We start from the raw sequence: 19,877 nt of genomic DNA, 5'->3' as shown, positions 1-19,877 counted from the left end.
ATTACTTCACAATTACACACCTCTGATGAATCAGATAAAAAAAGTTTAACATATGGTTTGTTTGTATTTATAAATAAGCCTACTACATTAAAATCACTTTCTACGGTACTTTTCTAAAGCGTTCACATACAACTAACATATTTGGCGAAAATTTTTTATTATAAGTCTTCAATAATTCGGTAAAAAATTTTTCATGGGCATCCCACCAAAACTGATAATCACCCTCACCTTCTGCTAAAGCAAAGTCTACTGTTACCTCATTCATTGGAACAACTTCAACGGATTGAATTTGAATGACTGCTACTGGCTCTTCCTGTCCATTTAGAACGATATAATACTCACCACTTTGAGGTAGAGCCTCATTTTCTAACTCATAAAACATATAACCTGAAGTTGTTGCTGTTTTCTTTCCTTCAACAACTAAATTAGCTAACCAATCAGCTGAAACTCCAAATTGAAATGCATCTTTATATTGAATTTCTTCTTTACCATTTGCTCTGCAAAAATCATGCCAAAATTGTTGAATCTTATTCATATATAATCATCCTCTAATAGTATTCTTTCTAAGTGTATCAATTTTTTATAGTTCAAGAAGTACAGAGCATCTATTTTGAAGATTTGTAAGCAAGAAAAATATAAATAAAATATAAAAGTGTTATGATAGGAATGAACAAAGCTCTTTTCTTTATATTTAAAATTGGATAATCAATAGTCGGAATTATTTTTCTTTTTATAATATCTTGACACCGCAGGAGCACGTTGATAACCTTACAATAATATTCTTTTACCTAGGAGGAATTTTCGAAATGTGGGAAACAAAATTTGCTAAAGAAGGATTAACATTTGATGATGTACTACTAGTCCCAGCTCATTCAGAAGTATTACCAAAAGACGTGGATTTATCAGTACAATTAACACCGAAAATCAAATTAAATATCCCTTTAATAAGCGCTGGTATGGATACAGTAACAGAAGCGAAAATGGCAATTGCAATGGCACGTCAAGGTGGAATTGGTATTATTCATAAAAACATGACGATTGATGAGCAAGCTGAGGAAGTAGAAAAAGTAAAACGCTCTGAAAATGGCGTTATTACAAACCCATTCTTCTTAACACCAGAGCACCAAGTGTTTGATGCTGAGCACTTGATGGGGAAATACCGCATTTCGGGCGTTCCGATTGTAAACAATATGGACGACCAAAAACTAGTAGGTATTATTACAAATCGTGATTTACGTTTTATTTCAGACTACTCATTAAAAATTGATGATGTAATGACGAAGGAAGATTTAATCACAGCACCTGAAGGTACAACATTAGAAGATGCTGGGAAAATTTTACAACAATATAAAATCGAAAAATTACCGATTGTTGACGAGAACGGTAAGTTAACGGGCTTAATTACAATTAAAGATATAGAAAAGGTAATTGAGTTCCCAAATGCGGCAAAAGATGTTCATGGTCGTTTATTAGTAGGGGCAGCAGTTGGTGTTTCAAGTGATACAATGACGCGTATTGCCAAGCTTGTAGAAGCACAAGTTGACATTATTGTTATTGATACAGCACATGGTCATTCACAAGGTGTTTTAAATACCATTAAATCAATCCGTGCTGCTTATCCAGAATTAGAAATTATCGCGGGAAATGTAGCTACAGGGGAAGGTACACGCGCATTATTTGATGCTGGTGCAGATGTAGTAAAAGTAGGTATTGGACCAGGTTCAATTTGTACGACTCGTGTTGTCGCTGGGGTAGGCGTACCACAAATTACAGCTGTATATGATGCTGCTTCAGTAGCACGTGAGTATGGTAAAACGATTATTGCAGATGGTGGTATTAAATATTCTGGTGATATTGTTAAAGCATTAGCGGCTGGTGGAAATGTAGTTATGCTAGGCTCATTATTAGCAGGTACCTCGGAATCACCAGGGGAAACGGAAATTTTCCAAGGACGTCGCTTTAAAGTATATCGTGGAATGGGATCACTTGGTGCGATGGAAAAAGGTTCGAAAGACCGCTATTTCCAAGAAGATGCGAAAAAATTAGTGCCAGAAGGAATTGAGGGACGACTTCCATACAAAGGACCACTTGCTGATACGATTCACCAATTAATTGGCGGTATTCGTGCAGGTATGGGTTACTGTGGTTCAGCCAATTTACAAGCTTTACGTGAAGAAGCGCAATTTGTTCGTATGACGGGGGCTGGTCTTCGTGAATCACACCCACATAATGTACAAATTACAAAAGAGGCACCAAACTATTCTTATCAATAAATCAATTACACTTTAGTGTAATTGTGTCTAGATTTTATTCGAGCTAATTGATAAAAGTGTCAAGTCCTATGACATCCGTCAATGGTCTATCTCTTTTTGAGCAAGTGTGTTACACCATCTGGGTTAAAGTAAAATAAATCATTCATCTTATCGCCTAAAGATGTGGCGTTTGCTGAATAAAAAAATGCAACTAATCCACTCTGTTAACGTCAATACTATTGTTAACAGAGTGTTTTTTATTAATTAAGCTTGAAATAACTATGACATTCGTCGGAGCTTTATCTTGATTTTTCTAATAATTGAACTACATACAATCTATAAAAGGTAATTTTTTGTAGCATCGAGATAAATCCTACATTTATTGACGTTCTATGATAAAATGGCGAAGGAGAAACTATTTAGTGGAGGTAGCTTTGTGAAAAAGGCAAGTATGAAAATGATCAGTTTGCTAATGCTTCCGATTTTATTACTAAGCATGCTAGTAACAGCACCGGTGGCAAATGCAGAAACTGATTTAGGTTTGACAGTAGACGCAGCGATTTTAATTGACGCAGATTCAGGGAAAATTTTGTATGAACAAAATGCAGATACACCATTAGGTATTGCAAGTATGACAAAAATGATGACAGAATATTTATTGCTTGATGCAATAAAAGCGGGAACAATTACTTGGGAACAGGAATATCGTGTAACAGACTATACGTATAAAATGTCTCAAAATCGTGCATTAAGTAATGTACCATTACGAGCAGATGGTGTTTATACAATACGAGAATTGTATGAAGCGATGGCAATTTATTCAGCAAATGCTGCGACAGTTGCGATTGCAGAAACAATTGCAGGGACGGAAACAGAATTTTTAAAGTTAATGAACGCAAAGGCGGAAGAGCTTGGACTTGAGGGGTATAAATTTGTTAACTCAACAGGTTTAAACAATATTGATTTATTCGGTATGCATCCATCAGGCACTGGCGCAGAGGATGAAAATGTGATGTCGGCTAAATCGACAGCGAAATTAGCCTATCTTCTACTAAAGCAGCACCCAGAGGTTTTGGAAACATCTAAAATTGCTAAAAAGACTTTCCGAGAAGGGACAAGCGATGCAATTAAGATGGAAAACTGGAACTTCATGTTACCAGAACTTGTTTACTCCTATGAGGGGGTAGATGGCTTAAAAACGGGTACAACAACATTTGCAGGGTATTGCTTCACAGGAACGGCTGAGCGTAATGGAACACGACTTATTGCAGTGGTAATGAAGGCTGTTGATGCAAATGGTGTAGGCTCTTATGAAGCGCGTTTTGATGCAACAGCAAAGCTATTTGATTATGGGTTTGGTCAATTCACAAAACAAGAGTTATTACCTACTAACTATGTATTTGAAGAGCAAAAGTCAGTGAAAGTGACGAAAGGGAAGGAAGATAATGTTGCAATTGCAACGAAAGAACCTATCTCTGTCATGATTAAAACAAATGAAAAAGATTTATATAAGCCTGTTTTGAATTTATCGAACGAGGAATTAGAGGCTGCAGTTGAGGAAGGTGTCGTAGTGGGACAAGCCTCATTAGAGCGCTCAGAAGGCACAGATTACGGCTTTATTGACGGCAAGCAACTAACAGTAGATATTATAACAACAGCGTCTGTAGAGCGTGCTAGCGGCATCTCATTATTTTTCCAAGGTATCGGCAAATTTTTCAGTAACTTATGGGGAAGTGTAACAGGCTTATTTAGCTAATAATTTAAAATGAAGTTGTCCGAAAGCACATTAGTACATCGCTTTCAGACAACTCTTTGTGTTTTAGAAGGTTGTAAACAGTCAATTTAGCGGCTTCTCTTTGAATAAGTAAAAAGTGATTTTAATTATAGTAAAGCAACCACAGTTTTTTGGACTATGTGTAGCTCCATATTTTATTGAGATTAAAAACACGGATTTTAAAATCTCCTTTTAACATGTATTAACTGTCTGTAAAAGCTCGATTATTGCTGTTCTACTAAAATGGAGAGGTGCATATACATAATACGTGAAGGAGCGTGAAAAAATGTGTGGAATTGCGGGTATCGTGAGCTTTGCTAAAGTATTAACTGATACGCAGCAAATACAGCAGATGACGGATATTTTAGCGCATAGAGGCCCTGATGCACAGGCTATTTGGACTGAACAGCATGTACAGCTTGGTCATCGCAGATTGGCGGTAATTGATGTGGTAGGCGGGGCGCAGCCAATGACAAGAACTCATCGAGATAAACTTTATACCATTGTGTATAACGGTGAGCTTTATAATACTGAGGAATTGCGTCAGGCGTTAATCACACAAGGCTATACATTTACAACAACATCAGATACGGAAGTTTTACTGTATGCATTTATAGAATGGAAAGAGCACTGTGTAGAGCGTATAAACGGCATTTTTGCCTTTGCTGTATGGGATGATAGCCAGCAATCAATTTATTTATTCCGCGACCGATTAGGTGTAAAGCCTCTATTTTACACACAAAACGCTGAGGGACTATTATTTGCTTCTGAAATAAAGGCCTTATTAGCACATCATACAATCCGTCCAATTGTTACCTATGAAGGATTAACAGCATTGTTAAGCATCGGCCCTTCTAGAAAACCAGGCACAACAGTTTTCAAAAATATTTTTGAATTACCACCTGCACACGCTTTACAATTCAATCAAAATAAGATGACGACTTGGTGTTATTGGGATGTGGAGAGCAAGGAGCATAAAGATTCATTAGAGCAAACGATTGAGCATGTACGAGAATTGACAATCGATGCAATTCAACGTCAATTAGTTAGCGATGTGCCGCTTTGTACATTACTATCTGGAGGGCTTGATTCAAGCATTATTACTGCAATTGCCGCGAACACATTAAAAGAGCATGGTGAAAAGCTTCACACTTATTCAATAGATTATGAAGATAATGCCCAATTTTTTAAAAAAAATGATTTTCAAACGACACGGGATGGTTATTGGATAGACATAATGAGCAAGCAATTTAATACAGTGCATCATGAAATTATTATAGAGCAGGAGCAGCTCGTTGCGTATTTAAAACAGGCACTACGGGGGAAGGATTATCCGAGTATGGTGGATATTGATAGTTCCCTTATATTATTTGGCCAAGAAATTAAGAAAAATTTCACTGTTGCCTTATCGGGTGAATGCGCAGATGAATTATTTGGTGGCTACCCTTGGTTTTATAATGAAACACCATTCTTTCCTTGGATTCGCTCTATCGACGAACGAGCGCAATTACTTCAAGGTAGCTGGCAGCAAAGACTACCATTAAAGGATTATTTACAGCAAGCTTATCAAGATGAAATTACACAGATACCTACAAATGATAAGAGACAGCAGCTCTTTTATTTGAATCGCCAATACTTTATGCAAACCTTATTGGAGCGTAAAGATCGTATGACGATGGCAGCAGGCTTAGAAGTTCGCGTCCCTTTTGCAGACCATCGCCTTGTTGAATATGCTTGGAATATTCCCTGGGAAATGAAAACAATTGGCGGCTTGGAAAAAGGTATATTAAGAAAATCCTTTGAGGGCATTTTACCTAAAGAAGTAGTATATCGGAAAAAGAATCCATATCCTAAAACCTACCACCCTAAATATACAAATGGGGTTCAGAAAATATTGCAGCAGCGACTAGAAAATGAAAATTCAATTTTATACGAGCTGTTCAATCATGAAAAAATCAATGAGCTGATGCAATCGGGAGGTTCATCTTTCCGAGTGCCTTGGTTTGGCCAGCTAATGGCAGGACCACAGCTGCTAGCATTTTTAATTCAGATAGATATGTGGTTTGAGGAATATGCTATTGAGCTGGTGGAGCATTAGTGTTTACTAATGCTCCATGCTTTTATTAAAGTATTGATTGTACTTTAGTACGTAAAATGATAATTATCTATTAGGACAATCTTTATTTCCTTACATTCATTTTTGTATTAATGTTTGTCAATGCTCCATACTGCCATAAGTGCGTCAAGATGGGGCTCGATTTTATCGATTGGGATGCCGCCGAAACCTAATAGAAATGTTGGGCGCTTGAGCTGTATTGGAGTTAATAAATAATTCGAAATAGGTAATATGGAGATATCATTTTCGATAGCAATTTGTTGTAATTCATGTTCCTGTTTTTCGTGTGGAACTTGTATTAATACGTGCATGCCAGCGACATCTCCTGATACTTTAATTGCTGGATAATGCCTCGTGAGTATGGATAATAGCTTATCGTGCTTTTTACGATAAATTTTACGCATGCGATTGAGATGCTTTGAAAAATGCCCATCCTTCATAAAGTGGGCTAAAATATGCTGATCAAAGCGTGGAACAGTCGCAGAATAATAGCCGAATACTTCATTATAACGAGACAGTAAAGTTGGTGGAAGCACAAAATATGCAACACGTAACGAAGGCATCAACGATTTTGTAAATGTACTCATATAAATAACTTTATCATTTTGGTCCAGACTATGAAGTGCAGGGATTGGTTTTCCAATATAACGAAATTCGCTATCATAATCATCTTCAATAATATATCGTGATTCTTTTTGGGCAGCCCATTTTAATAATTGAGCCCGGCGCGCAGCAGATAAAACAGCGCCTGTTGGGAATTGATGTGAGGGCGTAATATATACTAAATTCGCCTCTGTTTTTTCTAGCTGGTCAACGAGCAAGCCATCTGCATCGACATCAACAGGAATCGCCACATGCTCTAAATGATTGCGAGGAATTGCCGAATAGCCGGGGTTTTCTAACGCAATATTTGTATCATCGAATAAGCGTAAAATAAAGGGCATGAGCTGCTCTGTACCAGAGCCAATAACGATTTGCTCTGCTGTGCAATTGATGCCACGCGATTGATATAAATAGCTGGCGATTTGCGTACGCAATTCATACTCCCCTTGGCGGTCGCCAATTTGTAGTAGCTCTTTGGAGTGCAAATCAATAAGCTCTTTTGCATATTTTCTCCAAACAGTGAAAGGAAAGGAATCCTCGTCAATTTTCCCAGGAGAAAAATCAATTTTATATGTCCGTTTTTTTTGAACAGTTGGTGTACTATTAATCGGCTTTTCAATAAAGGGTAGCTCATCAATATCCTCAACAAAATAACCTACGCGTGGCTTTGAGGCGATATAGCCCTCCGCCAAAAGCTGTGCATAGGCTAGCTCAATGGTTGTTTGGCTAATATTTAAAAAATCACTAAGCTTTCTTTTAGAGGGCAATTTTTCACCGACGGCAATTTTCTGCTGAATGATTGCGTCCTTAATGCCCTCATATAACTGCTCATACAATGGCGTGCTCGTATCGCGGTCCAATGAGAATAGCAGCATATCCATTGTTCGTCACTCCTTCAAATATAATATTGAGTGTTTGAAAAGCAAACGAACGCACTGCTTTTCAGACATGATTTTTGATGAAAGGGTAAAGTCTTTTCTTTCAAATATTAAATGAACTTCAGTTGCGTGCTTTTTTTACTATTAGCCCTCAATTGTAATAATAATACCACTTTGATTGTCACCGGATATAGTATATGTTTTATCCTTTGGAAGTACAGCTTTTGAAAATAGTACACTGTCATAGTACTCAATTGTATAATCTTGACCATTAACAGATGTATGAACGATTTGTTCATCTTTTAAAAATTCAATATACTCTTCAAGTGCTAAATCTTTTTCCTGCATTAGTACACTATGTGGCAAGCCAACATAGCGAATATGCCAAGGCTCATATTTAATTTTTGTAATATGCGTTTTATTTTTCGGGTAACGCATGATGAAGCCATGCTGCCATACATTTTCAGCGAGCCATTGTCCTTCAAATGTATCTTCCATACGACCTTGTGTAGAGCCAATATCTAATGATAAACCTAAATTATGCTCACTATAGCCAGCAGGAAGAGCACTGTCCTTGCCATATTCATCATATAATCTTTTCTGCTCCTCAAAGCTTCTGAAGCCACTGCTTATCATAAAATTGGAGATGCCTTCATGATAGGCCTGCTCCATTAAAGCTTCGAATGGTGCTTTTATATGTTCAGAAATTAAAATATCGTTATATAAAACGACGTAGTAATTGTTGTAATTTGTTTTCGAAGCATTAACAAGATCCTTTGGGATGTATTTCTTTTTAATCGGAAAATCATGATTTACGATTAATAAATCACCCTGATATACTTGTTCTTGGGTTGATGTATGTCCATCAATATTTGATTTTTGATTATTGAAAGTAAACCATGCGCTGATACTAAAAATAAGTAAAATAACAATGATTTTTTTCATTTTTTCTCCTCCCTGCTATTACTTTCATAATAAAGAGGAGAGCTTAAATAATTTGTACGGAAATACTTAAATCTTTCTTAAATTAATAATAAAGCATGTTTCCTTCAATGAGCTTGTAGCAGAAATTGTGCCTTCGTGCTGCTCAACAATATTTTTAGCGATAAATAAGCCTAATCCAGTACTGTTATGTTCAGAAGAACGCGATTTATCAGCTGTATAGAACATATCAAATAGATAGGGTAAATCTTTCTCGGGAATCATACTTCCGTAATTACAAATTCGTATTTCAAGCGAATCGTCTACAGTCTTAGCTGTAATATCAATATATTGACCATCTACACCATAGCGACATGCATTGGTAATTAGATTTTCAAAGACACGTGCTAATAGCTCTCCATCTGCGTAAACCATTAAATTATCTTCAATTTCGGTGCGAGTAATCAAATTCGCTTGCTCAACAATCGGATACATCTCCTCAGCAAGTTGTAATAAAAGATGTCCGATATCGAATGCAGTTTGCTTTAGTGGAAGCATGCCGTAGTTTAATCGAGTCACTTCAAATAATGTATCGATTAAACCTTCTAATCGACCTGCTTTCGTATAGGCAATCGTTAAAAAATGCTTTTTTTGCTCCTCTGTTAAATTTTCATCATGTAAAATTAAATATAAATAACCGAGTACAGAGGTAAGAGGTGTGCGTAAATCATGTGCTAAATTTACGATTAATTCATTTTTACTTGATTCTGAAAAATCACCTCGTTCAATTGCCTCTTGTAGCATTTTGGCAGCTATATTTATATGCTCAGCTACCTCGCCAAATTCATTGCGACTTTGGATATGAATTTTTTGAGAAAAATCACCGTCTGCGAGATGGCGAATGCCAGTAGAAATCGTTTGAAAATAGCCCGTATATTTTTTAGTTAACAGCATAAAAATGAGAAACGATAAGAGGGCAAATACAACTAAAAAGGCATTAGTATCACCAAAGGCTCGCAAATTTTGGCGTAAATCAGCTAAGCTGGTGTCAGCATAAACATTTTGCTTGTAATACCAGCGCAATATCGAGAAAATCACGCCTGTAATAGCCCCTGAAAAAGCCATACTAACGGCAAATAAAAAAGCCATTTGAACACGGAAATTGTGAAATCGCTTAATCATTAAATGTATAACCTACTCCCCACACAGTTTTGATAAACTGATTTTTTTTATTCTCTTTTAATTTTTTGCGCAAATTACGGATATGTACCATCACTGTATTGGCACCTTCAAAATACGCCTCATTCCATACTTCCTCAAAAATATTTTCTGTGCTAAATATTTTTTTAGGGTGGCTGGCAAGTAAATATAAAATATCGAATTCCTTACGGGTTAAATCAAGCACCTCATCATACAGCTTGACCTCACGCTTCTCTGGCAAAATGATTAATCCACCATATTGCAGTATCGGTGCTGTAGTAGAAAAGGCTGTATTTAATGTTTTAAAGCGTCGAAGCTGTGCATTGACACGAGCTGCTAATTCAATTGGCGTAAATGGTTTTGTTATATAATCATCAGCGCCGAGTGCAAGTCCATGAACCTTATCAAAATCGGAAGTTTTGGCGCTAACAAAAATGATGGGCATATTGAAATTTTTGCGAATTTGTGTAGCTAATGTATAGCCGTCCATATTAGGCATCATAATGTCTAATATAATAAGGTCAATTATTTGATTTTGTAATATAGACAATACTTTTGTGCTATCGTAGCATGTAATGACATCATAAAATTCCTTTTCTAAATGTAAGGAAATTAAGTCAGCAATCTCTTTTTCATCATCAACAACAATAATTTTTGCTTGTTGCATAGGCAAATCACCTCACCGTCATTATACGTAAAAATAAGTAGCAATGCTTGTTACGAGTTGCGAAAAAAAATAACCTATAGTACAATGAATGCAAATTATAAGATAATGCGATGATAGGAAGTAGTAACAAGCACGTTTTTTTATAGAGAGTTAGCGGTTGGTGCAAGCTAATAAAAACACTTGTGAATCCGTCCTTGAGTTGTCTTGCTGAAAATGATAGTAGGCAAAGACCGGTGACTAAAGCCGTTATGAACGAAGTGGAATAAGCAGTATTTGTTTATTCAATTAGGGTGGCAACGCGGGTAGCTCTCGTCCCTTTTTAGGGGATGGGGGCTTTTTTGTCGTTTCAGCGAATTAGTGTACTAAAGAATGGAGGAAGAAATATGTTAGATATTAAACGTATTCGGGAAAATTATGAAGAAGTAAAAAAAGTGTTGCTTACACGCAATGAGGATTTAGGAACTTTTGACCAATTTGAAGCATTGGATGCAGAGCGTCGTGATTTAATTGCCAAAACAGAGGTATTAAAGGCAGATCGTAATAAAGTATCTGAGCAAATTTCAATGATGAAGCGCAATAAAGAAAACGCAGACGATGTCATTGCACGTATGCGTGAGGTAGGGGAAGAAATCAAAACGCTTGATGAAACATTACGTGCTGTAGAAGAAAAATTTGAAGATATGATGATGCGTTTGCCAAACATTCCACATCCATCTGTACCTGTGGGTGAAACAGAGGATGACAATGTGGAAGTGTATACATGGGGCGAAAAGACAGCGTTCGATTTTGAACCAAAGCCACATTGGGATGTAGCGACAGACTTACGTGTTGTTGATTTCGAGCGCGCGGGTAAAGTAACAGGCAGCCGCTTCTTATTTTACCGCGGTTTAGGCGCACGTTTAGAGCGTGCATTAATGAGCTTTATGATGGATTTACATGCCGAAGAGCATGGCTATGAGGAAATGATGCCTCCAGTTATTATTAATCGTGATGCGTTAACAGGTACAGGGCAATTACCAAAATTCGCAGAGGATGTCTTTAAGCTAGAGGAGTTAGATTATTTCTTAGCACCAACCGCAGAAGTACCTGTAACAAACTTCTATCGCGATGAAATTTTAGATGGAGAAATGCTACCAAAAGGCTTTGCAGCATATAGTGCTTGCTTCCGTTCTGAGGCAGGTTCAGCGGGGCGCGATACGCGCGGGCTTATTCGTCAGCACCAATTCAACAAAGTAGAGCTTGTGCGCTTTGTAAAACCAGAGGAATCTTACGAGCAATTGGAGCTATTAACAGATCATGCTGAAAAGGTATTGCAATTATTAGAGCTACCATATCGCAAACTATTAATGAACACATCTGACTTAGGCTTTACAGCAGCAAAAAAATATGACTTAGAAGTATGGTTCCCAACGCAAGATATGTATCGTGAAATTTCTTCTATTTCAAATTTTGAAGATTTCCAAGCGCGTCGTGCCAACATCCGTTTCCGTCGTGAGCAAGGAGCAAAGCCAGAATACGTGCATACATTAAATGGTTCAGGCTTAGCGATTGGACGTACAGTCGCTGCAATTTTAGAAAACTATCAGCAAGCGGACGGCAGCGTAAAAGTTCCTGAAGTGCTAGTACCTTATATGGGGGGGAAAGCAGTAATTGCAGTGCCAGAAAAATAATATCAAAAAGGCTATAAACTCAGTATTTATAACTGTAGCTTTGAAAAAGCCCGATAGTAATGTTACACAATACATTACATTAGATAACTAAAGAGGTTATTTTTACAGTATCATGCTGGTGACAATAAAATAGAAGAAGTAATGCTACTTACACTTTGCTGCGGGGGTATTTATGAAAACTCACTATTATTTAGGCTGGTTTAATAATTTTTTTCCAGAGAATTTAAGCAAGGTGTTACAGGAAGATATTACTGACAGAAAATCGCTTGCTATGATTAGCTCCAATCCATTGTTTTATGAAGATGACGGTGCGATTGAACGCACGTGGCTTGAGCAGGCAGGCATTATATTTGATGAATACCATATAATTAATTATCGCGTACAGAAGGAAGATGCCCAAACCTTAATTCAAAATGCTTCAGTCATTTTCTTGTTAGGTGGAAATACTCTTAAACAAAATGAGTTTTTGATGGAATATGAATTGTCAGGCTTGATTAAAGAAAGCAGAGCCGTTGTAATGGGAGCAAGCGCTGGTGCAATCAATATGTCCGCTAAATGGTTATGCTCGAAAAACTTTGGTTATAAAGTTGAAATAAGCTCTGTTTACGATGGAATCGGCCTTAGCAATTTTTCCGTCCTGTCTCATTTTGACCTTGAAAATAATATTGCGCTTGTTCAAGATGAACTATCTCCCTTATCGAAAGAAATGAATGTTTATGCTTCGAACAAAGATTGCGCTGTACGTGTAAAGGGAGACAAAATCGATATTTTAGGCAATGTCTATTTAATTTCCCACTCACAGATTCAGAAATTGGGTGAGACACTTTAGTCATCATGACCTAACTGAATTAATTTCTTTATGCAAAGCTCCTATTTTAAATCAACAACTGTGCAGCAACAAAAATAATGAGCTAACTAAAAATATTTAGAGCGTGTTTTGGTAAATCCTTTTTTCTAAAACACGCTCTTTTCTTTGATATTTATTATCTATTTCATCAAACTTATCCCACATTAACGAGCAGTAAGAAGCCCACTTCAAAACTTAAGTGAAAATACACAAAGGATAAATGGGAAATCAACTGCCCGTAAAAGCCCACTGATTGTAGTTCCGCTCTATTTGCAATCTTTCAAAAATTGTACACCTCTTTCAAACTTTAATAAGAAAAAAGTGTCTGAAAAGCAGTGCGTGCGCACGTTTTCAGACACTTTTTATTGTATTAACTAATGCGAACACGATTTTTCACTTGGAAATTATGTTCTTTTTGTACTAAGTAAATAATTCCTTCGATGAAGCCGATAAAGCCTGGAATATAAGTCCAACAGAAGATTAAATAAAGAAATCCCATTCCAGGACGCCCTAAATAAAACTTATGGATACCTAGTGAGCCAAATAAGATAGCGAGTACAGCAGCAAGCAGTTTTGATTTAATTGGCCATGAAGGGTCTATACCAGGAGCAAGACTAGTATTTACAGGTGCTTGGTAAGCCTGCTGTTGAAAAGTAGGTTGAGCTTGTGCTGTTGTTTGAGGGGGAAGGTCTAATTTCCCACCACAATATTTGCAATGTGCTGTATTTTCTTCAACAGGTGCACCACATTGAGAACATTTTAAATTACTCATTTATAGAAACCTCCTAAAATTACACGACTATAATGTAAAAGTTATGTTATTGCTTTATTACGAATAAGTTAGTTTGCTTTTTCGCCGCAATTATGACAGAAGCGGGCATCGAAATCGAGTATTGTCCCACAGGAACAAGTAGATTTTTTAAAGCTCTTACCACAGTTGCCACAAAAGTTCGCATTTTCATTATTTTCAAAGTTACATGAAGGGCAAGCAAATACCTTTTTCTCCATATTAGCTCCGCATGAATTACAAAATTTGCTATTCGGCTTAACCTTTTCATTACATGAAGGGCAAACGGAATGCTTGTCTATGCTTTTTAACGGTGGAAGTTGTTGCTGCATGCTCGTAATAATTTCAGAGGCTGTATTTAAGCCAAAATTACTTAATAGCACCGAGCTTGTCACGTTATTTTGATTATTTGCCGCACCTTCATAAACATCAAAGCTTCGCTGTGTTGTATAGCGGTCATCGCCCATAATCTCAAATTTAGCGCGAGCTGTTAAAATTTTATTAATCTCCTCAAAGTCTTCATCTGGGAAATTAATTGATTTTATATGAAAGCTTAAAAGTGAGAAGCCATACCCCTCAAATTTTTCTTTTACGATTTCTTCCATTGATTGAGAAAGGTTTGCTAATTCTGTTGAGATTTCTAAGGCAGAAATTTTTTCACGAATAATCTTATTTGCTAGCTCTGTTTTTATATGTGTAATTAATAAGCCTCGGAAATATTCTTGTACTTTTTCATATTGCACAATCTCATCTGAAGTCATGCTGCCAATAAGCTCTGAGAAAAATAGCATATAATTATCGATACGAAGAGCCATTTGACCAAATGCACGAATTCGTAATTTAACAAAATATTTAGGGTCAATCAATTGGATTGGATTAGATGTTCCCCAATATAAATCAAGCTTGCTAGCTAAGTTAATATAATAAATTTCAGCCGTAAATGGTGTTTTTCCACCATATGCAAAATTCACAATAGAGCCGATGATTGGTAAATTATTTGTGGAAAGTACATATGAACCAGAAGGAAAAGCGTCACATACTTGTCCTCCCTTTACAAATAATGCTACTTGTCCTTCATTTACAATTAAAGTACTACCCAGTTTTATATTTTCCGTTGGGTATTTGTAAATAACCCAATCTCTTGAGCGCAGTCCATCAAATTTAATACGATCAAATAATGCCATAATGATTCATCCTTTCAATTATTTCAAATATTGTAAAAGGCGTATATTCTATTTATTATTGTCCTTCGGAATGAAATATGTGTCAACTGCTATTTCATTTAAGTATAGATATTTTCCAATACTTTACTGACTTAGTACTATGATAAAAACAAATGATTAGTGGAAATTCACCAAGTAATATTTTACTAGAATATATAGGTACTATTGTTTTGGTAAATTTATTAGAATGTAATTATTATGGCTTGTAGATGTATAATAAACTATTACAAAAGGCTGGTAAATAGCTAGGTTATCAGTCCTTATTAAGAAAATAAAAGCAAGATGGCGGAAGAAAGTATGATTGCATTACAAATATTCGGAGTGAAATAATAGGGTAGTTAGATTCCCTGTACATTGTAAATGAAAACGAACTTATAAAAGCTTTAATAACTTTGATGTTTTATCTTTAAAGTTGATGGAAAAACGGTATTAATGAATAAATTAATTGCGTGAACGAGGGAAAATATAATAGACAGAAAATAAAAAATATTTCAAAAAGGTATTGCAAATTTAATTATCGGTATGCTAAAGTATGGATAAGAATTTTATGAATTCGAATTCAAAAAAGAGAGGGGATATTTTTTGAGCCAGAGACCAAATGCATATGACGTAGCTAAACTTGCAGGTGTGTCTCAAACAACTGTTTCGAGAGTGCTTAATGATTTTCCTTATGTTCGACCTGCGACTAGAATGAAAGTATTAAATGCGATTGAAGAGTTAGGTTTTAAGCCTGATGAGATTGCTAGAAGTTTAGTGAAGAAAAAAACGAATACAATTGGCTTGATTGTTGGGAATTTAGCGAATCCATTCTATGCTGAAACGGCGCAGGTGATTCTAAATGAAGCCAGTAAATTGAATTATGATGTAATTATGATGGATGGGGATTCCAAAAACGAATCGCTTTCAGAGGTACTAAGTAAATTATTAAATCGTAGGGTAGATGGTGTCATTGTTGCAACTGTGAAGCGACGAGAAGAACTAACAGTCAATATAGTTGATAGTACAATCCCAATTCTGTTTTTTAATAGGTCTATGGATAACTTAGAGCAAGCGAATTATGTAATAGTTGATGATTTAAAAGGTTCGAAAATAGCAATGCAATATTTGATTGAAAATGGACATAAAAACATTGCTTATATAACTATAACTGGTTATCAAGAGTACTCAACATTTAATGATCGATTTTTAGGGTACAAACAAGCATTACAAGATAATGGTATTGCTTATAATGAAGAATTAGTTTTTGAAGCGAATAATCATAATAGTGCATTAGACTTTTCCATGAATTTATTACAGACAAATCCAAATGTGACAGCTATCTTTGCTTCGACAGATAGCATCGCATTAGAAGTATTGGAAGCGATTTCTCGTTGTAATAAAAAAGTACCTGAAGAAATTTCTATAATGGGGTTTGATGATATCAACATAGCTGGGAATCCATATGTAAAATTAACAACAATTTCTCAACGAAAAGAAGAAATGAGTAAATTAGCACTTACTAATTTGTTGGCATTAATAAGTGGAGAATCGAGTTCCCCTGTTCAAATTGTATTAGAGCCAAAACTTATTGTACGTGGAACAACTAAAAGTACAAAAGGATAATAGAGGATGTTAAATAAATTATTTGATATTAACGATAAAGTTGTCATTGTCACTGGAGCAAGTGAAGGAATTGGAAAAGAAATAGCATTATTTTTATCAGAGCAAGGGGCTCATGTTGTGTTGATTGCACGCAATGAAGCCAAATTGAAATTAGTGGAAGATGAAATAAACAAGAAAAATGGAAAGGTAACAATAAAGCCTTTCGATTTAGAAAATGTTCATCAAATTGAAGGTTTAGTTTCTGATATTTATTCAGAATGTAAAAGAATTGATGTTTTAATCAACAACGCAGGTATTAATATTCCAGAGGCTATTGAAGATGTAACAGTAGAAAATTGGGAAAAGATTATGAGGCTGAATGTAACGAGCGTTGCCTTCCTATGTAAAACTGTAGGAAAATACATGAAGCTGAATAACTATGGGAAAATTATTAACATGTCTTCTCAAATGGGGTTTGTTGGATACTATAAACGTAGTGCATATTCTGCAAGTAAAGGAGCTCTAAACCAATTAACAAAAGCCCTAGCCATTGAATGGGCAGAATATAAAATTAATGTTAATGGTATTGCTCCTACTTTCATTGCAACAAACTTTACGGAAAAGATGTTCCAAGAACCTACCTTTAAGCAAAATGTTTTAGACAGAATACCTTTAGGAAGATTAGCAACAAGTGAAGATATTTTGGGGGCAGTTTTATTATTAAGTACAAAGAGTTCGGATATGATAACAGGTCACACATTATTAGTGGATGGTGGCTGGACAGTTTGGTAAATTTTGAATTCGAATTCAAAGGGAGATTTTAACAATGAATAATGGATTTTCTGTAGAAGTGAAAGATTTCAAAAGCCCGAAATGTATTAGATTCGGTTATGATTCACTTCAATCTGTGAAAGGTTTGTTAAATGAATTAAATGTTAGCAAAGTCTTAATTATTAGTGATAAAGGGATTGAAAAAACAGGTCTTGTTAGCCAGCTTGTATCATTGATTGCTGATGAATCTCTACAAATCACAACATTTACTGATATTGTAGGTGAGCCAACATTCGAATTAGTGAATGCAGTATACGATAGCATAAAAAATAAAGGCATTGAAGCGGTTATCGGAATTGGTGGTGGTAGCTCTTTAGATGTAGCGAAAATTACTGCTGCACTAGCTGATAAGGAAGATATTCAACCTTATTTAAGCAGTGAAAAAATAATCGAAGCAAGAGCTGTCAAATCCATTTTAATTCCTACAACTTCAGGAACAGGTTCAGAAGTAACAATGAATGCAATTTTTGGTGATGAGGTACAACAAGTTAAACGCGGTATTATTAGTGATGTTTTACTTCCAGACATTGCAATTATTGATCCCAATTTAACGCTTACTTGCCCGCCAAGAGTCACAGCAGCTTCTGGCGTAGATGCATTTACACATGCAATCGAATCATACTTAGCGAAAAGAGCAACTATGTTAACAAAAATATATGCCGAAAAAGCAATGGCATTGTTCCCTAAAAACATTAAGAAGGCTGTACATGACGGGGAAAATAAAATTGCTCGAGAAAATATGAGCTGGGTTAGTTTATTAGGTGGCGTTTCCTTAGCAAATGCAGGTGTAGGAGCAATTCATGCCTTAGCTTATCCATTAGGGGGCTATTACCATATCGAGCATGGTGTGGCCAATGCTTTACTACTGCCCTATGTATTTAAAATGATAGGGAAAGCCAACACAGAAGAATTATTAGAAGTGATGAAGATTATGGATTTATACGAAGAAGACATCAATTCTAGCAATGTTGTTGAGCATTTTGTAGCATATTTATTTAAGTTACTTGAAGACTTAAATTTACCATCTACATTAAAAGAATTGAATGTTAAATTTGAAGATTTAGAGATGATGGCGACAGCTGCAAGTCAAATTCACCGTTTATTAGATAATACGCCATATAAATTAACTGAAGATTCCATTAAAAAAATTTATGAGGATGCCTACTACGGCAATATCAAATAACTAAGGAGAGATTATTTATGACAGTTCAACCAAAATTCAAAACAAATTATTCAAATGAAGAAATGGAAAACAATTTCGTTATCCGTTTTGATGAGCTTAAGAAAGATGGTATTCCTTTAATGTTCATTGATAGCATTTTACCAGGGCATAATCGTATAAATTACGCGCTAATCGGAGATACAGCGAGTGAAAATGATAAATTCTCCCCAAAAATTACATCTCCACATGGCTTCCAAATCGGTATGGTAAAAGCACCAAAAGGAAATGGACCAGCCTACCATACACATGATTATATTGAAGCGTTTTTACCTCTAACAGGTCAGTGGCGCTTCTATTGGGGAAATAGCGAAGATGAAATTCAAGGCGAAACAATAATTGGTCCATGGGATTTAATTTCTTTACCACCAGGCTTATGGCGAGGCTTTGAAAATATTAGTGAGGAAGAATCTTGGATTTTTGCTGTATTAGAGCAGCATGAAGTATTTGAAGGAAAAGATCCATACTGGCCTAAAGAATTAATTAAAAAGGCAGAAGAGTATGGCTTTAAAGCAGATCAATTTGGAAAAATGATTAAACCAGATAATTTTGAAGAGCTGGAAAAGAAAATAGCTGAGAATTTAAAAATGGGAGAAAAATAATGTCACTTCCTATCGTATATTTGTCTGGTACGCTTTGTACAGAAAAATTATGGTCCGAAATGACTGAATATTTAGGTTATTCAGGGGAAACTATAATTTTTAATTTGAATGAAAAAAATACGATTAAAGATATGGCACAAGATGTTTTACAGCATATAGAAGGACCATTTATATTGGCAGGTCTCTCTTTAGGAGGAATTGTAGCACTTCAAGTAGCTGCAATTGCTCCAAAGAGAGTGGAAAAACTGATTTTATTTAATACCAATCCTTTTCCACCAACGCAAAATCAATTTAAAAGCTGGGCTAATAATCGACATTTTATTGAAACACAAGGCTTTGAAAATTTTGTGACAGAGTGCTGGGCACCTGCACTGGCTCCAACTAATTCTTCTTTATTTTCTGCTGTTCAAGATATGGCGTTAGAAGTTGGACAACAAGTTTATTTGCAACAATTGGATGCTGTACAAACGAGGCAAAATCAAACTACTATTCTAAGCTCTATCTCTTGCAATACATTAGTTGTTGTAGGCGAAGAAGATCAAGTTTGCCCAGTTGCCATGTCGCGTTATCTGTCTGAGAAAATTGCTAATGCAAAGCTAGTCATTCTACCTGAAACAGGACATTTATCAACCTTAGAACAGCCCAAAAAAATCGCAAATATCGTAAAAGATTGGTTAGCAAATTCTTAAAAGTTCAGGAGGGTTTA

At 35.8% G+C, this 19,877-nt stretch carries 17 protein-coding genes and 1 other annotated feature; of the genes, 10 read left to right on the top strand and 7 right to left on the bottom strand.

All coding sequences use genetic code 11. From position 1 onward, the window contains the following. Nucleotides 1-100: 100 nt before the first annotated feature. Nucleotides 101-535, bottom strand: coding sequence for an ASCH domain-containing protein (locus MHH70_RS11340; protein ID WP_342471536.1), 435 nt, complete (start codon nt 533-535; stop codon nt 101-103). Nucleotides 536-806: 271 nt separating this feature from the next. Here MHH70_RS11340 and guaB point away from each other — a divergent pair, with 271 nt between their 5' ends. The 3 genes from guaB (at nt 807) to asnB (ending at nt 6,124) form a co-directional block, all read left to right on the top strand. Further along, nucleotides 807-2,273: an IMP dehydrogenase gene (gene guaB, locus MHH70_RS11335; RefSeq protein ID WP_342471535.1), complete on the top strand. Its 1,467-nt coding sequence runs from the start codon at nt 807-809 to the stop codon at nt 2,271-2,273. A gap of 430 nt (nt 2,274-2,703) precedes the next feature. Next, nucleotides 2,704-4,008: a D-alanyl-D-alanine carboxypeptidase family protein gene (locus MHH70_RS11330; protein ID WP_201261980.1), complete on the top strand. Its 1,305-nt coding sequence runs from the start codon at nt 2,704-2,706 to the stop codon at nt 4,006-4,008. A gap of 304 nt (nt 4,009-4,312) precedes the next feature. Beyond that, entirely contained in the window at nt 4,313-6,124 is a 1,812-nt protein-coding gene (asnB, locus tag MHH70_RS11325; protein WP_342471534.1) for an asparagine synthase (glutamine-hydrolyzing), read from the top strand. A 107-nt stretch (nt 6,125-6,231) separates the two neighbouring features. Here the strand turns inward: asnB and MHH70_RS11320 are convergent, their stop codons facing one another. The 4 genes from MHH70_RS11320 to MHH70_RS11305 all read right to left on the bottom strand — a co-directional run bounded on the left by MHH70_RS11320 (nt 6,232) and on the right by MHH70_RS11305 (nt 10,411). Next, the gene (locus MHH70_RS11320; RefSeq protein ID WP_342471533.1) at nt 6,232-7,626 is read right to left on the bottom strand and encodes a PLP-dependent aminotransferase family protein; all 1,395 of its coding nucleotides are present in this window, start codon (nt 7,624-7,626) and stop codon (nt 6,232-6,234) included. 141 nt (nt 7,627-7,767) lie between these two features. Further along, complete coding sequence (locus tag MHH70_RS11315) at nt 7,768-8,568, bottom strand: M15 family metallopeptidase (protein WP_342471532.1); 801 nt, start codon at nt 8,566-8,568, stop codon at nt 7,768-7,770. A gap of 66 nt (nt 8,569-8,634) precedes the next feature. Continuing rightward, nucleotides 8,635-9,726 (bottom strand): HAMP domain-containing sensor histidine kinase, encoded by a 1,092-nt coding sequence (locus tag MHH70_RS11310; protein ID WP_066165889.1) that lies wholly within the window; start codon nt 9,724-9,726, stop codon nt 8,635-8,637. Further along, nucleotides 9,719-10,411, bottom strand: a complete 693-nt coding sequence (locus tag MHH70_RS11305) for a response regulator transcription factor (protein WP_107943786.1) — start codon at nt 10,409-10,411, stop codon at nt 9,719-9,721. Before MHH70_RS11305 ends, MHH70_RS11310 begins: the two co-directional genes overlap by 8 nt. 101 nt (nt 10,412-10,512) lie before the next feature. After that, nucleotides 10,513-10,731, top strand: a binding site (T-box leader). Nucleotides 10,732-10,794: 63 nt separating this feature from the next. Between MHH70_RS11305 and serS the strand changes: the two genes are divergently transcribed. Further along, nucleotides 10,795-12,081: a serine--tRNA ligase gene (gene serS / locus MHH70_RS11300; RefSeq protein WP_342471531.1), complete on the top strand. Its 1,287-nt coding sequence runs from the start codon at nt 10,795-10,797 to the stop codon at nt 12,079-12,081. A 172-nt stretch (nt 12,082-12,253) separates the two neighbouring features. Continuing rightward, nucleotides 12,254-12,910 (top strand): Type 1 glutamine amidotransferase-like domain-containing protein, encoded by a 657-nt coding sequence (locus tag MHH70_RS11295; RefSeq protein ID WP_066165897.1) that lies wholly within the window; start codon nt 12,254-12,256, stop codon nt 12,908-12,910. A 388-nt stretch (nt 12,911-13,298) separates the two neighbouring features. Here the strand turns inward: MHH70_RS11295 and MHH70_RS11290 are convergent, their stop codons facing one another. Both MHH70_RS11290 and MHH70_RS11285 read right to left on the bottom strand, forming a co-directional pair. Then, entirely contained in the window at nt 13,299-13,511 is a 213-nt protein-coding gene (locus MHH70_RS11290; RefSeq protein WP_235616103.1) for a TM2 domain-containing protein, read from the bottom strand. A 257-nt stretch (nt 13,512-13,768) separates the two neighbouring features. Continuing rightward, on the bottom strand, nt 13,769-14,899 hold the full coding sequence (locus tag MHH70_RS11285; RefSeq protein WP_066165903.1) for an SPFH domain-containing protein: 1,131 nt from the start codon (nt 14,897-14,899) through the stop codon (nt 13,769-13,771). A 621-nt stretch (nt 14,900-15,520) separates the two neighbouring features. Here MHH70_RS11285 and MHH70_RS11280 point away from each other — a divergent pair. The 5 genes from MHH70_RS11280 to MHH70_RS11260 are packed head-to-tail and all read left to right on the top strand — an operon-like array spanning nt 15,521 to nt 19,860. Further along, nucleotides 15,521-16,540, top strand: coding sequence for a LacI family DNA-binding transcriptional regulator (locus tag MHH70_RS11280; RefSeq protein ID WP_107943783.1), 1,020 nt, complete (start codon nt 15,521-15,523; stop codon nt 16,538-16,540). A 6-nt stretch (nt 16,541-16,546) separates the two neighbouring features. Next, complete coding sequence (locus tag MHH70_RS11275; protein ID WP_066165911.1) at nt 16,547-17,311, top strand: glucose 1-dehydrogenase; 765 nt, start codon at nt 16,547-16,549, stop codon at nt 17,309-17,311. A gap of 34 nt (nt 17,312-17,345) precedes the next feature. Beyond that, nucleotides 17,346-18,533 carry an iron-containing alcohol dehydrogenase gene (locus MHH70_RS11270; RefSeq protein WP_342471530.1) on the top strand — a complete coding sequence of 396 codons (1,188 nt, stop codon included), beginning with the start codon at nt 17,346-17,348 and terminating at the stop codon, nt 18,531-18,533. A gap of 17 nt (nt 18,534-18,550) precedes the next feature. After that, nucleotides 18,551-19,171, top strand: coding sequence for a hypothetical protein (locus tag MHH70_RS11265; RefSeq protein ID WP_066165916.1), 621 nt, complete (start codon nt 18,551-18,553; stop codon nt 19,169-19,171). Further along, nucleotides 19,171-19,860 carry an alpha/beta hydrolase gene (locus MHH70_RS11260; protein ID WP_342471529.1) on the top strand — a complete coding sequence of 230 codons (690 nt, stop codon included), beginning with the start codon at nt 19,171-19,173 and terminating at the stop codon, nt 19,858-19,860. Before MHH70_RS11265 ends, MHH70_RS11260 begins: the two co-directional genes overlap by 1 nt. Nucleotides 19,861-19,877: the final 17 nt, after the last annotated feature.

It is taken from the genome of Metasolibacillus sp. FSL H7-0170 (assembly GCF_038593115.1).
Lineage (GTDB): Bacteria > Bacillota > Bacilli > Bacillales_A > Planococcaceae > Metasolibacillus > Metasolibacillus fluoroglycofenilyticus.
This window is presented reverse-complemented; position numbering and strand designations above follow the sequence as displayed.

Bases quoted from the DNA above. Each gene is read 5' to 3' on its own strand.
- MHH70_RS11285 (WP_066165903.1), bottom strand. From the start codon at position 14,899: ATGGCATTATTTGATCGTATTAAATTTGATGGACTGCGCTCAAGAGAT.
- MHH70_RS11270 (WP_342471530.1), top strand. From the start codon at position 17,346: ATGAATAATGGATTTTCTGTAGAAGTGAAAGATTTCAAAAGCCCGAAA.
- MHH70_RS11305 (WP_107943786.1), bottom strand. From the start codon at position 10,411: ATGCAACAAGCAAAAATTATTGTTGTTGATGATGAAAAAGAGATTGCT.
- MHH70_RS11315 (WP_342471532.1), bottom strand. From the start codon at position 8,568: ATGAAAAAAATCATTGTTATTTTACTTATTTTTAGTATCAGCGCATGG.
- MHH70_RS11320 (WP_342471533.1), bottom strand. From the start codon at position 7,626: ATGGATATGCTGCTATTCTCATTGGACCGCGATACGAGCACGCCATTG.
- MHH70_RS11265 (WP_066165916.1), top strand. From the start codon at position 18,551: ATGACAGTTCAACCAAAATTCAAAACAAATTATTCAAATGAAGAAATG.
- asnB (WP_342471534.1), top strand. From the start codon at position 4,313: ATGTGTGGAATTGCGGGTATCGTGAGCTTTGCTAAAGTATTAACTGAT.
- MHH70_RS11295 (WP_066165897.1), top strand. From the start codon at position 12,254: ATGAAAACTCACTATTATTTAGGCTGGTTTAATAATTTTTTTCCAGAG.
- MHH70_RS11330 (WP_201261980.1), top strand. From the start codon at position 2,704: ATGAAAATGATCAGTTTGCTAATGCTTCCGATTTTATTACTAAGCATG.
- serS (WP_342471531.1), top strand. From the start codon at position 10,795: ATGTTAGATATTAAACGTATTCGGGAAAATTATGAAGAAGTAAAAAAA.
- MHH70_RS11310 (WP_066165889.1), bottom strand. From the start codon at position 9,726: ATGATTAAGCGATTTCACAATTTCCGTGTTCAAATGGCTTTTTTATTT.
- guaB (WP_342471535.1), top strand. From the start codon at position 807: ATGTGGGAAACAAAATTTGCTAAAGAAGGATTAACATTTGATGATGTA.
- MHH70_RS11340 (WP_342471536.1), bottom strand. From the start codon at position 535: ATGAATAAGATTCAACAATTTTGGCATGATTTTTGCAGAGCAAATGGT.
- MHH70_RS11275 (WP_066165911.1), top strand. From the start codon at position 16,547: ATGTTAAATAAATTATTTGATATTAACGATAAAGTTGTCATTGTCACT.
- MHH70_RS11260 (WP_342471529.1), top strand. From the start codon at position 19,171: ATGTCACTTCCTATCGTATATTTGTCTGGTACGCTTTGTACAGAAAAA.